Genomic DNA, 14,939 nt, shown 5'->3' on the forward strand with positions numbered 1-14,939 from the left:
TCTAATTTTTAATACAGCTTTTTACAATTACTTCCAGCGCTTTTTCCGCATCGCAGGCATATAGACCCGAACACCACGCAGGATTCGCTTCAATCAAAGCCCAGCCTTTTCCTTTAATGATCCCGAAATCCAGGACAATGGCAGCCGGCAACGTTCCGGCATACCGCTTAATAAAATCATTAAAAAACACATACATTCCTCTTTGTTCGGTTCCGGAGAGCGGAGCGGTATCAAACGTGTTGTTCCGCCAATAGGAAGAATGCGTTTTAATTCCGTTATGTAAAACAAAACAGCGTACTTCAAGTTCCCATTCCACCACCTCGGAAGTAAAAACCATAATTTCCGGGTCCAGGGAATCAAAACCTCTGATGTTCTTCACCTGGTCAAAAACCCCGGCTTTAAAGCTTTTAAAATCAGAACACTTAATGAAAATATTTTCTTCATGCACAAAATCCTTTAGCGGGCCGTAAGAAATTTTACGTTTTGTATATGTTTTAGAAATCCCTGAAAGCCAGTTGTCATCAGGTTTGGTTAATGTAAGACGGCACTGTTCCGCCACAATCTCCGCGTAAATATCTTCACCATACACTGCAATCACATCATCACGGAACGCTTCCGGAACATTCCATTTACCATTGAAGCGGTTCAGTTGGTAAGGTGAATTAAGCGATGCTTTTTTTAGGTTGTTGCTGTCATCGGTGTAGATCGGAGACAGGGCAATGAGATTTTTCATAACGTCGGTTTTTAATGTGTTTTTTATTCTGTCACTTTTCTGTCATTTCTTTTATTTTAGCTAAAGTATCTCCCGCTTTCCCCTTTAGAAGCATGTATTTTTTGGTTCTGGAAAATCGTTCGAAGAAATAGCTGTCTTCTTCAGTATTTATTTCTACCAGATAACCGCCGTACTGCAGGACGGTTTCCGCAATTATCTGCGGTAAATTTGTTGCTCCCGAAGTGCCGATGATAAAAAGAATTCCCGTGTTTTTTGCTGCTTTTAATGCAGAATCCAGGAAGTACATTTTTTCATTGTACGATTCGTCAAACCATAGCGTATTCGGACGCAGCCAGTCTCCGCAGTCCGGACAGTGAAGCAGTTCAATATCCTTTGCTGTGAGGTCTTCCGTAAGCTCTTTGGACTGTAATCCCGAAGGCATAGGCATAGTGCCGCAGCATTCCGAAGCACACCGTACCGTCTGCTTGTTTCCGTGGATCTCAAATATATTTCTGCTTCCTGCTTTTGTGTGAAGGCCGTCTACATTCTGGGTGATCAGTTGAAATTTGTCTTTCAGTGATTTTTCTATTTCGGCAAGGGCAAAATGTCCCTGTCCCGGATGTGCTGCATCAATCAGTTTTTTCCAGAATAGATTGTACTGCCAGACTTCTTCCTGGTTCCGGCTGAAATAGGCGTAGGTTCCGAATTCTTCCGGCTTATGGTATTTTGTTCCTTTTATCCAGATCCCGTCGCTTCCGCGATAAGTGGGCAATCCGCTTTCTGACGAAATCCCGGCACCGGTGAGGAAAGTAAAAAGATTTCTTTTTTCCTTTTTGAAATTTTCCTGTATAAGTATCTCTAAAGCTGTTTCCATTGATTATAAATTTACGATTTCCCTAAAAACTCTTTCCATCTCGTTTTTATCCACGTTTCCTCCTTTCAGGCTTTTTGCCCGTTCTTCGTTCTCCTTTATCATTTCCTCCAGGAATCCGAAAAGTTCCCAGTCGTTCGGGTGGAAATACGATTCTCCTTTAGTGGCTTTTAAAGCGGTAAGATGTTCTATTCTGGACCTTGTGAAGTCATCCGTCAATACCAGAAGCTCACTGAACAGAACCGGTGGAACTGTTCCTTTTTCAAGGATCCATCTTCCGGTCAGTGCCGTGCGGAGGCAATAAAAATAACTTTTTAATTTCACTTCATCATGCCTGCATACTTCCAGGTATTTCCTGCTCATGCTCAAATAATGGTAGGAAACCGCTATCGGGGAAAAGCATGCATCGGCCAGAGGTTTGAACAGTTCGTAAAACGTTTCGTTTTTCACATAGACTATAGGCGAATAGAACCAGCTCAACAGGGCAGCATTCGATTTCAGCAAAAGATGAAAAGTCTTCCGCAGGTCCCATCCGGAACCGTCAAGGTCATCTTCCGTCATAAATTCTATGGTTTCGTCTTTGTCCCACGGCGAAAGGTACCAGTCTTTTTCATGTCGGTAGATAAAGCGGATGTCATAATCGCTGTCAGGCGATGCAAAGCCCCAGGCCCGGCTTCCTGATTCTACGGCCAGCAGTATTTCTATATCTCGTTTTTCTTCAACTTCTTTTAGTTTTTCCAGTATTTTTGGTGTCATTGTTTTTAATTTTATGGTACAAAATAACACCGGGTTTGCGCAATGTTTCTGCGCAGGCATTTTTATTTGAAAATAATTTTGAGTATATGAAAATAAAAACTGCCGTTCTGAATATATTTCTCAGAACGGCAGTTTAAAAAAGAATAGGTTTATGATTTGAAAATCCTGGTAAAGCTGTCTTTTTCCAGGGTTTCCAGAGAAAAATCAAAATCGGCTTCCGCACGGTCTGAAGTGATGGCTGCACCCAATTCTTTAATCAGATGATTAAAGGAAAGAGGCTCGTACCATTGCTGATACAGGGCATTGGTTGCCATCACGGAAACTTCGGAATTTCCTGAAACATGCGAATGTCCCGCGCCGAAATTCAGCAATACGAAACATTGTTTTCCGTCTTTCGGCATTAACATTCCTAAAATTGTCTGCTTCTGAACCGAGTTGCATTTAGCTTCTGCAAACAGGCTGTTTGGGTTCATCATATAATCGTAAGAAACAGCATTGCCTTTTCCGATAATGATTTTATACCCGCAGTCGTTGCTTCCGCTGAACACATTGTTCATCACCAGGGTAGGAGCGGCCAAACCGCTGTTGGCATAAAGGTATTCTACTGCACCTTTGGGCGCAGAAGTGATGTCCCCGGAATACATCAATTGTCCTTCCTGCTGGTTATAGGCAGCATTCCAGCCGATTTTTCCGGCAATATTCAGTCCGGAAAGATCCAGGTCATGCGCTCCCCACGCATCTTCCCAATAAATACCAACAGCCAGCCTATCCCCGTAAAATCTCGTTCCGGTAGGGATATTTCCGACAAACATTTTTTCGGAAGCCGGCAGTCCGAACTCTACATCTTCAGGGAAATACATTTTCTTTCCCGAAAGATTATATTTTGATTTCATGTAATCCATGATAAAACTGTAATTGGCTTGATTGACAGAAGATGCTGTTGATTTCCCGGTCCATGATTTACCATTCCTGATCCTGTACACAAAAGTATCCTGTCCGTACATCCTGGAATAGCAGGCAGACAATGCTCTGAACAGGGCAAACGGAGTTGCATTCTCCAGCCAGTGCAGGTCGCTTTTTTCCAGCAGTATACTCGTTGCATGATTTAGCGGGTTTGAAACCAAAGGCTGATGATAAACTTTTGATAATTTTGAAATTTTATTAATCGTTTTCGGTGTTTTGCTTTTATAGGCTAAAAACAGAGGTTTAAACCGGTTAAAAATTTCAGCCAGTTTTTCCAATCTGAATTTTTCAAACAGATAAGTCGGATTAAATTTACTCTGCCTGATATCCTCTATTAAATCATCACTTTTGATCAGAAGTGTTGTTCCGGTTGTTTTATAAATCACGTAACGGAAAAATTCAACCGGGTTTTCAGGATACATTTTATACCGGTCCGCAATTTTTATCACCGCTTCCTTATTCCTGATATTTTCTTTTCCTGTAAAATCATATTCTAATTCGTTATGCAAAATATGCAGCAGGTCATCAACGGTTTCTTCTTTCAGGGCAATCCCGGACTTGAGAAGGGAAAGGCATTTTTCCTGCATTTCTTCCTTTGTGTAGGCTTTGATCACTTTAAAAGTTAATTTCAGATCAGGAACATTCAGAATCTCATCCGGAATATATATATCGTTCTGAAAATTACTTCCGTACGTGGAAACATAATGGCTGATCTGCTCAGCCAGCAATTGGAATCTTGTGCTGTCCTTGATTTTCTTCCAGGATTTATGAAAGGTTTTGTTTAAATCATTCCCGTTCAGATTTTCTTTCGCATAGTAAGAAATAATTTCTTTCTTCGCCCAAATGGCATCGGGTTCAATCACAAAACCGTCTTCCGAAATAAAGGCTTTTGCATCAGACTCTTTTGCCAGTACGGCATTGAATAATTTTAGTGTTTTCATTGTTTTACTGTTAAAAAAATAAGTGAGGAGTAGTTCTTTTAATGAAATGTATAGGAACTCCTTTTACCTACAGTTTTATAAAAAGCGGGGAGTAATTGCCAAATTTAGAGGAACTCCCGTTGCCTTAAGTTTTTTTAAAAAGGCGGAAAGTAAATGTGGGAAATCAAATAGGAACTTTCTTTGCCTTAAATTTTTTGACGAATGGAATCATTAATGATTAACCATTTAGGATAAACATTTCGTCATTTGAGGAGCAGGCAGGGCTCGAACCTGCGACACACAAACTTAATTCATAGGAACTTTTTGTGCCGGTAGCGAAAAGTATTTTTGTTGCTCTAACCAACTGAGCTACTGCTCCTGCCTTATGTTAAAAGCTTTCATAAATCCTGCAGGCTTTCACCCCTGCAAGGTTTGGCTATTAGTTTAGTTTGAAAAATTATGCTTTCCTGAACTTTTTCTTTTTCTTCCACGGTGCATTCTTCTGGACATCACCCGCCATGATACATCCGTAAGGCATCACCTCATCCAATACTTCACACAATCCGTATTCCTCAATCTGTGCCCGTACGTTTTTCGCGCTTTTATAAGCGGTCGGAAGCTCGGAAATATCGATTTCATTCGAGAAGAAACGGATATCCAGCCCCTGGGTTTCCTCGGCGAAGACTTCCTCGATGGTTTTATGGGCCAGTGACCTTTTATGCTGGCTTCTGCTGAAATTCCTTCCTGCTCCGTGCGGTGCAAACCCGAGATTTCTCCCGTTGGTGGTCCCCTGGACGATCAGCACCGGTTCAGCCATATTCAAAGGAATCAGTCTCGGTCCGGTAATATCCGGTAAAAACTTATCATCCAGCGGTGTTGCCCCTTTCGCATGGTAGAACAGATCGCCGTCTTTAAAGACGAAATTATGTTCGTTCCAGTACCGGTCTTGCTTTTCCGTTTTCATTTTATTTAGGACCGCATCATGAATCGAAGTATGGTTTTCCTTAGTCCATGTTCTGATCAGCTGCAGCGCTTCCCAATACGACTTTCCTTCTTCCGTATCGTAGGGGATCCAGGCATTTTCCTTCAGTGTTTCCGGTGACATTTTCATCCTGAAACGGTTGGCCACCTTCATTCCTTTATCATACAGGGCAGCGCCCGGAGCTCTTGATCCGTGATGGGTTACCAGCATCGTGTTTCCGGTATTTTTTGAAATCCCCACGAACAGGAAATGGTTTCCGTCCCCCTGGGTACCCATATGCGAACGGGCAATGCTGATCAGCTTTTCATCATTCAGGAAATCATTTTCCCTGAAGGCATCCATCAGTTCCTGAGACATCTCCATCTGTTCCCCTCTCGGCCTTCCTCCGTATCCGAAATGTGTCACCGAATGAGCGGCATCCAGAACTTCTTTAGGATCAGTTTTACCCATATCGGTCAGCATCACCGAACAGCAGATATCCGCGCTATGGAATCCCGGGTGGATCGCATTTTTTGCCACCACGACACCTCCCACGGGAATATGGCCTGCCGGGCCTGTGGGACATGCATCCGGCATAATGGCACCTTCTGTCAGGGTAGGCGTTTTCATCAGGATATTCATGGTTGAGATTACTTTTTCCACATTATCCTGCTCGCTTTCATGCTCAGCCCTGATGTTGATGACAAAATCTTTCGCCTTTTCATGAAGCGGTACCAGTTCCGGCTGCCTGAACTGTTCCAGGTATTCCCGGATCTGGTTTTCATCCAGTTTATTTTCGTTGATATGCTCAATGGCTTCCTTAAACCATTTCGCTGATCTATATCCTAATTCAAGTAAGTGATTTCCGTTAAATTCCATGTTTTCTTTCATTTTATAATGCAAAGTAACGGTGCAAGTGTGCAATGTTTTTGCGCAGATCAGATTAATTTGATTATTTTTGACAAAACTTTTAAAAATGCTATCGGAACAGATAAAAAATTCTCCTGAAACCATCCAGTTTAAAGAGGTCATCGATTATATTGATGAACATTATGATTTTACACCGACCCGGTTTACCAATGGAAAAACCGTCAATGAAGCGGATCAGAACAACGGCTCCTGTAAAGTATTCAGCTTCGGAAAATTGAATAACCTGACTGAAGATGAGGTGTTAAGCCTTTTCGGTGACTTTTACCGGGAAGATGTCCTGAAAAACCCTGAAGGAACGGACCACCAGAATATCAGGAACTTTATGGAGTCCGGCTGGGCCGGGATTTCTTTTGATGGGGAAGCTTTACGTAAGAAATAGTTTTTACGTATCTGAACAGTCCTGTTACAATGATTTCAAAACCGATCTGAATAATAATATATTTATAAAGTGAGTTCTTCCCTGGTAAGGAAGTGGTCTGATAAGATCGAAAAATATTTAATTATTACCTTCATTTGCGTGAGGGATGCGTAAGGTCCGACTGAAAGGAGGAGTTCCGGCGCGGCGCGGCGCGCCGGAACCGGAACAAAGTGAAGCCTGAAGCAGCCCGGCCCGGCGTTGCAGAGATACAGCCCGGAAACAAAGGGACACGCCCCAATAAAAAAAATTAAAACCATGTCATCCAATAAAAATGCCCTTATCCGCTATAAAACGCTGGACAAATGCCTGAAAAACAAATACCGGAAATACACGCTGGAAGATCTGATTGATGAATGTTCCGAAGCCTTATTTGAATTTGAAGGAAAAGAATCTTTTGTGAGCAGACGGACCATACAGCTCGACCTGCAGAATATGCGCAGCGAAAAGTTCGGCTACGAAGCCCCGATTGAAGTGTATGAAAAAAGGTATTACCGCTACAGCGATCCTGAGTACAGCATCCATAATATTTCCGTTAATGAAAGCGACCTGAAAGCGATGAATAATGCGGTGCAGATTTTAAAGCAGTTCAAGGATTTTTCAATGTTCAAGGAAATGAACGGGGTGATTCAGAAACTGGAAGATTCCATTCATGCCCGAAGCCCGAAATCAATTATTCATCTCGATAAAAACGAAAAGCTGAAAGGGCTGGAGCATATTGATATCCTGTATGAAGCCATCCTGAATAAAAGGGTACTGAATATTGTCTATAAAAGCTTCAAGGCAAAAGAATCCGACTGTTATATCGTCCATCCGCAGCTGCTGAAAGAATACAACAACCGCTGGTTCCTGATCTGCTGGTGCAAAAATAAAATGTATACACTGGCACTCGACCGGATAGAAACCATTTCCGTTGAAGAAAAAATGGCCTACATTGATAAGGATTTTGATTCTGACCGGTATTTCGGGGAAGTGATCGGCGTTACGGTTTCAGAGACCCAGCGTCCGCAAAATGTTGTTTTTAAGATCAATGCCAAGCATGCCCCGTACGTAAAGACCAAGCCGTTTCACCATTCTCAGGAAATCATGGCAGATGATGAAAGCGGGACCACATTCAAGATCTGCGTGCAGCTGAATTTCGAACTGGAACGGATGATCCTGGGGCTCGGGGAATTCATCACGGTGCTCAAACCGGAGAAGCTCAGGAACCGGATTGAGAAAAGCCTGAAAGAAGCCTGCGGGAACTATCATCAGGAAGAACCTAAAAAGCAGGATGATACAATGGCTCAGAAATTGTAGTAACGGAACTATAAATATAAAATTATGAAATCAAGAATACTGAAAGCGGTAATTGCCGTAGTAGCGCCGTTGGTGATCGAATTTATTATTAAAAAAATTGCTGAGAAGTTCGATGAAAAGCCGGCAGCAGATAAAAAACAGATTCCGGTACATAACTGGGAGTAGTTCAATTTAAAATTATAAAAAGAGGCTGTTGTTTTCAACGGTCTCTTTTTATTTTTTGTAATTTATTGGATAGTTAAACAGCTCTAAATAAAATCATAAATTCCGTTTTTCCATCCCAGCACTTTAGAAGCATCCGCTTTCAGCCAGTTTTTAAGAATGGTGGCATATACTTTCCGGAAGTCTTCGGAATACATCAGGTCGCCTTCATTTAAATCAGCCAGGTCAGGGAGTGGGTTTAACAGTCCTTTTTTCTTTAAGCCGCCGCTGATGAAAAACATCTGGTTGGCCGTTCCGTGGTCGGTGCCATTGCTGGCATTCTGGGCGACCCGTCTCCCGAATTCCGAGAAAGTCATCAGAAGGATATCCTCAAAGAGCCCGTTGCTTTTCATGTCGGTCACAAATGACTGTACCGCTTCATTGATATCGCCGAAAAGTTTCTGCTGCCTCTCATTCTGGTTCACGTGCGTATCAAAGCTTCCTACGGAAATGTAATATACCCGGGTATTGATATCCGATTTTATCAGGGAAGCCACGGTTTTAAAATCCTTGCCTAACTGGGAATTGGGATAAGCCTGTTCCGTTTTCCTGGCTTTGCTTTTTTCAAAAATATAACCGGCATTGTTGATGGTAGATCCTAATGTCTGGTATAAATAAGAAACCGTGTCGTCCTCATGGTGATGGTCATACAGAGATTTGAAATATTTTTCCTGACTGGTCTGGTACAGCCTTTTCGGGTCTTTGAAAGCAAATGCTTTGTTCTGTCCGCCTTTTAAGGCCAGGCTCAGCATGTCATCTACTTCCAGTGCCTGGGTCGGATGCTCGCAGCGGTAACATTCTTCGTCCAGAAACCTTCCGAGCCAGCCCGTTTCCAGGTATTCGTCGCTTTTACTGGCAGAATGCCAGATGTCCATGCTGCGGAAATGGGATTTGTCAGGATCCGGGTAACCTACATTGTTCATCACCGAAAGCTCACCGTTGTCATGCAGTTCTTTAAAGTAGGAAAGGGCAGGGTTAATCCCCGTCTCATCATTCAGTGACAGGGAATTTTTAATGGCAATGCTGTTTCTTTCTTTAAAATAAATATCATTGCGCACCGGGATGATTGTATTCAGTCCGTCATTTCCGCCGGTAAACTGGAGTACAATCAGTATTTTCTGGTTCGGTTCCAGGGCTTCATCAACTGTCAGGGCTTTCAGGAAATTCGGCATCAGTAAAGAAGCCGTGGCCAGTGAACTTATTTTAAGGAATTCTCTTCTTTTGATTAACATAAAGGTTAGGTTTTAGGTTAAAGATATCAGGTTGCCGTCTGCCAGTTCAAATCACATTAACTGATATTCCGGGGTTGACATGATATTAATGACGTTCATTTTTACACTGTTGTCCGAGAAATTCTTCACCGAACCCATATCCAGGGATTTTAAATTCTGGATCAGGTATTCTTCAGCCCGTTTGCCTTCAAAAACTTTTTCTACCCGGGCCCAGTCAATGGTAATATTCGGGTTTTTGAATGTCTTGTTTAAGGCTGTTTCACGGGATTTCAACCCCATGTCAATATCATCGTCCGGCCTCGGGGAATATTCCAACGGCCGTAAGCCTGACCAGATCTGGGGAATCTGAAGCCTGAGCATCAGTGTAGAGCTGTCGATCCACGATTTTCCGCTGGGCCATCCGGCAACATTCGGCGGATACAGAAGCATCTGTCCCAATAATTTCTGGTAAACGATCAGGTTTTCAGGATTCCGGATGTCCATCGGAAGCGTCCTCATCATCCCGGCCATCAGTTCGATCGGGGATTTTATCCGGTTGCCGATATTTTTCTTGTCATAAAACCAGGAGCTGGAAAAAATCTCAGTCATCAGCTTCCTGATATCGTATCCGGACTGATAGAAGTTTTCACTCAGCTTTTTAATAATGCTTTCATCAGGTATCTCATTGACGAAAAAACGGTAGATCTTTGCCGTGACAAACCGTGCAGCTGCTTTCTGTTCAAGAATGATATTCAGCGCATCGGTACCCGTAAAGCTGCCGGTTTTTCCCAGAAATGTTTTTATGCCTTCGTCATGAAGCTTCTTCCTTTCTGTAAAGTTCCCTTCCTTGTCATAGCCCCATCCGGTAAAAGCCCTTGCCCCTTCCCGGATGTCTTTTTCGGTATAATTTCCGCGCCCCAAGGTAAAAAGTTCCATAACTTCACGGGCAAAATTTTCATTGGGATGGTCTTTTTTGTTTTGCTGGTTGTTCAGGAAATTAAGCATTGCGGGAGCCTGGCTTACTTCAAAAAGCAGGTCTCTGAAATTTCCCAGCGCATGCTTCCGGATGATGTTTAAAATGTGCCTGTTGAATTTTGGGTTCTGTACCCTTGACGCAAAGTGCCCGTGCCAGAAAAATGCCATTTTTTCCCTCATCTGTTCCCTGCTGTTGACCATTTTGTCGAGAAAATTAAGGTTCAGTTCCTCGTTTTGCCGGCGGTTGATCTTCTGCATCTGTTTTTTCTTCTCAGCCGGAGACGGGTCTGTCATATAATCAGCAGTCTCCGTATCAGGCGTTTCATAGGTAATCTCTGTAAATGCTTCTTCCTTCATCAAATCATTCAGCAGGGTTTCCGTATCTTTAGAAGCGAGGTCTTCAAACTGGCTGATGCCTGCTCCGAAACCTGCCCGCCAGAGAAGATGCTTATTATTGATGAATAATGGTGATGGTTTCATACGGATGATTTATGTTTTGATCTTTTCGCCGGTCGAAGGTTAAAATTAATAACGGTTAACAAGCGTTAATCGTATGGATTCTGTCCTGTTTTAATCTTAATAAATCACAACATCAGAAAGCTCTCCAATTACTGAAAATTATTAAACGGGCATTTAAATTTTAATGATTTGATTATCATGATTTTATAGGTTTAATCGCTGTTAAAGTTGATAAAAAGGGTTTCGTTGGCACGATTTTTACATCTGTCAGCTTAGTAAATTTTAAAAATCAGAAGTATGAAAATGTTTAAACAGGCAATCGTAGCAGCCGGACTTTTAACAGCTGGTGTAGTTAGCGCTCAGAGTGCACAGATGAACAATATGATCAAAGTGGGAGCTAATGTTGGTTTAGCGGTTCCTTCAGATAATCTTTCTGCTGCAGTAGGAGTGGATGTAGCTTATCAGAACCTTATTACACCGGGCTTCGGGCTGGGTATTGCCACAGGATATAGTCATTATTTCGGGAAAGAAAATAACGGATATGATAACAATGATGTAGGGGTAGTTCCTGTAGCAGCTCTAATCAGAATTTACCCTAAACAGATGGGATTCTATTTCGGGACAGACTTAGGATACGGATTCCTTGTAGGGGATGATAAGGTAGCTTCCAATTCTGCCATGAACAGACCGAACGGAGGTTTCTACATCAAGCCGGAAATCGGATATCACAACAGAGACTGGAACTTCTTTTTACAGTATCAGAAAGTATTTGTAGGAGACAACGGTGATATGCCTAACCAAGACTACAATGTTGGTAACATCGGAGTAGGGTTTTCTTACAATATTCCATTAGGAAAATAGTTAGATTTTATATAAGTAATTATTAGCCAAGCCTTTTCGATTTTTTGAAAAGGTTTTTTACTTACAGCGGGCATTTAAAAAAGTATTATTATATTTGATAAAATTTGAGGTTATGATTTTGAATCCAAAATTTCCACTTTATTTACCGGGAGTAAAGAACGGTAGCAATGATAATGTTTCTATCATTAGCGCAAACCTTCGTGAAGACGTTACAACTTTAGGCTATTTTGTGTCCGGTAACGGAGGTCTTGAGATTAAAATCCAACAGAATTATCCTACCAAAGAATATGCTGCTTTTTCAGATATTTTAAAGAAGTTTATTGAGGATAACCAGCTGGAAAATGTAAAAAGACTCGGTATGGCAGTTCCGGGACCCGTACTTAACGGGAAAAGCCGTCCGGAAAGACTGGGCTGGAACCTTGATATGGAAGAGTATTCCAGGGATTTCGGATTTGAAAAGGTAGATATGCTGAACGACCAGGAAGCTTCGGCTTACGGTATGGCACTTCTTGAAGACAATGACCTTGACCCGATTTATACCAGCGGGCACCTGGAAAAAGGAAACGTGGCCATCCTGGCGCCGGGTAACGGGTTGGGGGAAGCCGGATATTTCTTTGACGGGAAATACCTGAGGCCTTTTGCCTCTGAAGGAGGTCACTCGGAATTTTCTCCGAGAACCACCGTTGAGGTAGAATTTTACCAGTTCCTGAATAATCTTTACGGGATTGTAAGCTGGGAAAATGTATTGTCTAAATCCGGATTATTTAATATCTACAGATTCTTGAGAGATGTAAAGAGACATCCGGAACCGGAATGGCTGGCAGAAAAGATCAGCAACGGGGATTTCGTGAAGGAAATTTACAAGGCAGCCGTGGAAGACGATGTGCTGATCTGTAAAATAGCGCTCGATACTTTCCTTGAATTCCTGGCAAGAGAGGCCAATAACCTTACCTTAAAGCTTAAAGCAACAGGTGGACTGTTGATTTCAGGGGATATTCCTCAGGAGATCAGGGCTTACATCAATAAAGATAAGTTCTACGAAAAATATAAGATCAGTGATAAGATGGAAGAGATGCTTAAAAACATCCCGATCTATCTGATCAGGCAGGATCAGACCGCACTCAATGGCGCAGCACTGTATACTGCTTATTATCAGGATTAAATATATCAGGCTCCGGTTCATCCGGAGTTTTTTTATGGCATTTATTCAGGGCAGTGATATCATTTATGAAAATAATTGTATTTATTGATGTACATCAAGGCCGCCTTTCAAAACAGTTGATTACATTTGCAGCAGTTAAACAATAAATACATAACTTTTATTTCAAATGAAAAAAATATTCTTATTAGCGGTATTGGCCGGCGGACTGGCTTTCGGACAGGTGAAAAAAGTAGCAGGTTCAGATGTTCAGTGGTGGGGGTATAAGATTGCAAAATCTGAAGCCAGTTCTCACAACGGGACAGTGAAAGTGAAATCCGGAGAAATGGTTATGAAAGGAAACCAGTTGGTTGGAGGTACTTTCGTACTGGACATGACTTCCATTAACGCTACCGACCTTACCGGTGAATATCAGCAGAAGCTGAACGGGCACCTTAAAAACGGCGATTTCTTCGAAGTTGAAAAGTTCCCTACAGCAACCTTCAAAATTACGGGAGTAAAGAAAAACAACGATAAAGTATACAATTCTTTGGTATCCGGTAACCTGACGGTTAAAGGAAAAACCAATGCGGTTTCTTTCCCTGCCAAAATTACGTATGCCAACGGAACCGTAACCCTGGCTTCAAAGAAATTTACCATTGACAGACAGAAATTTGATGTTACCTACAAATCTGCCATGCAGGATGTTCTTGTGAAAGATGACATCGATATGATGGTAAAAGTAACAGCGAAATAATTTAATCAAAAAAAGATTATTAAAAGTGCAGAAGTTCTGCACTTTTTTTTATTTTTGTTGAATTGTAAATAAAAAAGAATGAAAAGATTACTATTGTTTGCTATGATGTGCATCAGCATATCATTTGTTTTCGCGCAGAAGAAAGGAGATAAGGTGGTAAAAGTAACGTCATCGGAAATCAGATGGTGGGGATATAAAGTGGTAAAAACGGTTCCTACATCACATTCAGGAACGGTAAAACTGAAAAGCGGAAAATTTACTTTTGATAAAACGGTTCTGGTAGACGGTGAATTTGTTATTGATATGAAATCAATCATGGCAGGAGATGTTTCAGATGAAGATCAGGTGAAACTGACGAATGACCTTAAAAGCACCAACTTTTTCGAGGTTAAGAAATTCCCTCTTGCGAAATTCCACCTGACGAAAATTATTCCTCTGGCAAACAGCGAATACAACTCTACAGTATACGGTGATATTACGATCAAAGGAGTAAGAAAAACCATCACGTTCCCGGCTAATGTTTATATCACGCAGTTTACGGTGGTAATTGAATCTGCGAAGTTCTCATTAAACAGAAGAGACTTCAAAGTATTTTACCAGTCTTCACTGAAGGATTATTTTATCAAAAACGAAATGGATATCCAGTTCAAGCTTTCAACCGAAAAGCTGGATAACGAAAACAGGGCTCCGAAAAAGAAAGGATAAATATCGGATCTTTAAAATATAACGAGCGGTTCTTTTGGGAACCGCTCGTTTTTTTGTTTGATTTTTTTTAAATTAGTAAGATGAAAATTTATGTCATAAGCGGTCTTGGCGCAGATTTTACCGTGCTGGAAAAGATTCAGTTTCCGCAACATCATGAAGTGGTTTTTATTGACTGGCTGATTCCTCTTCAGAATGAGGGATTTATAGATTATGTAAAAAGAATGGCCGAAAAGATTGATGATTCAGAGCCGTTTTATCTGTTAGGATATTCCTTCGGCGGAATTATCGTGCAGGAAATTCATAAAATAAAGCCTGCCCGGAAAGTAGTTATTCTCGGAAGCATAAAATCCGACAAAGAGAAATCCCGGCTTATACGGACCGGGCAGATCACCAGAATTCCGAAAATACTGCCGTTAGGCCTGTTCAATGATAAGGCGGCCAATATGTATGGTGTGGTCAGAAAACTTTTTGATCCTAAAAATCCTAAGCTGATGCAGTATTTTAAAGTGCGGGATCCCTATTACCTTAAATGGTCCGTTGAAAAAATATCAGACTGGAAATGTGAGGAAAATCCGGATGTCATCCAGATACTTGGCGACCGGGATATTGTTTTTCCTATCAAAAACTCCAGACCCAATTATATCATCAAAGGGGGTACCCATCTTTTTCCGGCGACAAAATGTAAAGAAGTATCTGAAATCTTGGGGGAAGTGTTTAAATAAATATTAAAAGCTATAGATTTATTGTTAATTTATAGGGGTATTTTAAATAAATATATGTTTTTATAAAAATTATGTTTACTTTT

General features: G+C 41.5%; 15 protein-coding genes and 1 tRNA gene. 8 read left to right on the forward strand and 8 right to left on the reverse strand.

Annotated elements, in window-relative coordinates:
* Nucleotide 1 precedes the first annotated feature (1 nt).
* The 6 genes from ASE55_RS07440 to ASE55_RS07460 all read right to left on the reverse strand — a co-directional run bounded on the left by ASE55_RS07440 (nucleotide 2) and on the right by ASE55_RS07460 (nucleotide 6,062).
* Nucleotides 2-733 (reverse strand): ATP-grasp domain-containing protein, encoded by a 732-nt coding sequence (locus tag ASE55_RS07440; protein WP_056217303.1) that lies wholly within the window; start codon nucleotides 731-733, stop codon nucleotides 2-4.
* 31 nt (nucleotides 734-764) lie between these two features.
* Nucleotides 765-1,586, reverse strand: a complete 822-nt coding sequence (locus ASE55_RS07445) for an SIR2 family NAD-dependent protein deacylase (RefSeq protein ID WP_056217304.1) — start codon at nucleotides 1,584-1,586, stop codon at nucleotides 765-767.
* A gap of 3 nt (nucleotides 1,587-1,589) precedes the next feature.
* A complete protein-coding gene (locus ASE55_RS07450) occupies nucleotides 1,590-2,339 on the reverse strand; it encodes a DNA polymerase beta superfamily protein (RefSeq protein WP_056217307.1) in 750 nt (249 codons plus the stop codon).
* Nucleotides 2,340-2,488: 149 nt separating this feature from the next.
* A complete protein-coding gene (locus ASE55_RS07455; protein WP_056217310.1) occupies nucleotides 2,489-4,243 on the reverse strand; it encodes a hypothetical protein in 1,755 nt (584 codons plus the stop codon).
* Nucleotides 4,244-4,492: 249 nt separating this feature from the next.
* A tRNA-OTHER gene (locus ASE55_RS20290) sits at nucleotides 4,493-4,601 on the reverse strand.
* Between the two features lie 78 nt (nucleotides 4,602-4,679).
* The gene (locus tag ASE55_RS07460; RefSeq protein WP_056217430.1) at nucleotides 4,680-6,062 is read right to left on the reverse strand and encodes an RtcB family protein; all 1,383 of its coding nucleotides are present in this window, start codon (nucleotides 6,060-6,062) and stop codon (nucleotides 4,680-4,682) included.
* A 97-nt stretch (nucleotides 6,063-6,159) separates the two neighbouring features.
* Between ASE55_RS07460 and ASE55_RS07465 the strand changes: the two genes are divergently transcribed.
* The 3 genes from ASE55_RS07465 (at nucleotide 6,160) to ASE55_RS20455 (ending at nucleotide 7,992) form a co-directional block, all read left to right on the forward strand.
* Entirely contained in the window at nucleotides 6,160-6,492 is a 333-nt protein-coding gene (locus ASE55_RS07465) for a HopJ type III effector protein (RefSeq protein ID WP_056217314.1), read from the forward strand.
* Between the two features lie 294 nt (nucleotides 6,493-6,786).
* Nucleotides 6,787-7,827 (forward strand): helix-turn-helix transcriptional regulator, encoded by a 1,041-nt coding sequence (locus ASE55_RS07475; protein ID WP_056217317.1) that lies wholly within the window; start codon nucleotides 6,787-6,789, stop codon nucleotides 7,825-7,827.
* 24 nt (nucleotides 7,828-7,851) lie between these two features.
* Nucleotides 7,852-7,992, forward strand: a complete 141-nt coding sequence (locus tag ASE55_RS20455) for a hypothetical protein (protein ID WP_185116281.1) — start codon at nucleotides 7,852-7,854, stop codon at nucleotides 7,990-7,992.
* 83 nt (nucleotides 7,993-8,075) lie between these two features.
* Here ASE55_RS20455 and ASE55_RS07480 read toward each other — a convergent pair whose 3' ends face one another.
* Both ASE55_RS07480 and ASE55_RS07485 read right to left on the reverse strand, forming a co-directional pair.
* Nucleotides 8,076-9,260, reverse strand: coding sequence for a DUF1501 domain-containing protein (locus ASE55_RS07480; RefSeq protein ID WP_056217320.1), 1,185 nt, complete (start codon nucleotides 9,258-9,260; stop codon nucleotides 8,076-8,078).
* A 51-nt stretch (nucleotides 9,261-9,311) separates the two neighbouring features.
* Nucleotides 9,312-10,694, reverse strand: a complete 1,383-nt coding sequence (locus ASE55_RS07485; protein ID WP_056217322.1) for a DUF1800 family protein — start codon at nucleotides 10,692-10,694, stop codon at nucleotides 9,312-9,314.
* Between the two features lie 276 nt (nucleotides 10,695-10,970).
* Between ASE55_RS07485 and ASE55_RS07490 the strand changes: the two genes are divergently transcribed.
* The 5 genes from ASE55_RS07490 (at nucleotide 10,971) to ASE55_RS07510 (ending at nucleotide 14,856) form a co-directional block, all read left to right on the forward strand.
* Nucleotides 10,971-11,534, forward strand: a complete 564-nt coding sequence (locus tag ASE55_RS07490) for a transporter (protein WP_056217325.1) — start codon at nucleotides 10,971-10,973, stop codon at nucleotides 11,532-11,534.
* A 112-nt stretch (nucleotides 11,535-11,646) separates the two neighbouring features.
* On the forward strand, nucleotides 11,647-12,696 hold the full coding sequence (locus ASE55_RS07495; RefSeq protein WP_056217328.1) for a glucokinase: 1,050 nt from the start codon (nucleotides 11,647-11,649) through the stop codon (nucleotides 12,694-12,696).
* Nucleotides 12,697-12,862: 166 nt separating this feature from the next.
* Nucleotides 12,863-13,429: a YceI family protein gene (locus ASE55_RS07500; protein WP_056217332.1), complete on the forward strand. Its 567-nt coding sequence runs from the start codon at nucleotides 12,863-12,865 to the stop codon at nucleotides 13,427-13,429.
* Nucleotides 13,430-13,507: 78 nt separating this feature from the next.
* Nucleotides 13,508-14,134, forward strand: coding sequence for a YceI family protein (locus ASE55_RS07505; protein ID WP_027386213.1), 627 nt, complete (start codon nucleotides 13,508-13,510; stop codon nucleotides 14,132-14,134).
* Between the two features lie 80 nt (nucleotides 14,135-14,214).
* The gene (locus ASE55_RS07510; protein ID WP_056217347.1) at nucleotides 14,215-14,856 is read left to right on the forward strand and encodes an alpha/beta hydrolase; all 642 of its coding nucleotides are present in this window, start codon (nucleotides 14,215-14,217) and stop codon (nucleotides 14,854-14,856) included.
* Nucleotides 14,857-14,939 lie beyond the last annotated feature (83 nt).

The sequence above is a fragment of the Chryseobacterium sp. Leaf201 genome, from assembly GCF_001421435.1.
Lineage (GTDB): Bacteria > Bacteroidota > Bacteroidia > Flavobacteriales > Weeksellaceae > Chryseobacterium.

Bases quoted from the DNA above. Each gene is read 5' to 3' on its own strand.
- ASE55_RS07450 (WP_056217307.1), bottom strand. From the start codon at position 2,339: ATGACACCAAAAATACTGGAAAAACTAAAAGAAGTTGAAGAAAAACGA.
- ASE55_RS07455 (WP_056217310.1), bottom strand. From the start codon at position 4,243: ATGAAAACACTAAAATTATTCAATGCCGTACTGGCAAAAGAGTCTGAT.
- ASE55_RS07500 (WP_056217332.1), top strand. From the start codon at position 12,863: ATGAAAAAAATATTCTTATTAGCGGTATTGGCCGGCGGACTGGCTTTC.
- ASE55_RS20455 (WP_185116281.1), top strand. From the start codon at position 7,852: ATGAAATCAAGAATACTGAAAGCGGTAATTGCCGTAGTAGCGCCGTTG.
- ASE55_RS07495 (WP_056217328.1), top strand. From the start codon at position 11,647: ATGATTTTGAATCCAAAATTTCCACTTTATTTACCGGGAGTAAAGAAC.
- ASE55_RS07445 (WP_056217304.1), bottom strand. From the start codon at position 1,586: ATGGAAACAGCTTTAGAGATACTTATACAGGAAAATTTCAAAAAGGAA.
- ASE55_RS07505 (WP_027386213.1), top strand. From the start codon at position 13,508: ATGAAAAGATTACTATTGTTTGCTATGATGTGCATCAGCATATCATTT.
- ASE55_RS07460 (WP_056217430.1), bottom strand. From the start codon at position 6,062: ATGGAATTTAACGGAAATCACTTACTTGAATTAGGATATAGATCAGCG.
- ASE55_RS07480 (WP_056217320.1), bottom strand. From the start codon at position 9,260: ATGTTAATCAAAAGAAGAGAATTCCTTAAAATAAGTTCACTGGCCACG.
- ASE55_RS07510 (WP_056217347.1), top strand. From the start codon at position 14,215: ATGAAAATTTATGTCATAAGCGGTCTTGGCGCAGATTTTACCGTGCTG.
- ASE55_RS07465 (WP_056217314.1), top strand. From the start codon at position 6,160: ATGCTATCGGAACAGATAAAAAATTCTCCTGAAACCATCCAGTTTAAA.
- ASE55_RS07485 (WP_056217322.1), bottom strand. From the start codon at position 10,694: ATGAAACCATCACCATTATTCATCAATAATAAGCATCTTCTCTGGCGG.
- ASE55_RS07440 (WP_056217303.1), bottom strand. From the start codon at position 733: ATGAAAAATCTCATTGCCCTGTCTCCGATCTACACCGATGACAGCAAC.
- ASE55_RS07475 (WP_056217317.1), top strand. From the start codon at position 6,787: ATGTCATCCAATAAAAATGCCCTTATCCGCTATAAAACGCTGGACAAA.
- ASE55_RS07490 (WP_056217325.1), top strand. From the start codon at position 10,971: ATGAAAATGTTTAAACAGGCAATCGTAGCAGCCGGACTTTTAACAGCT.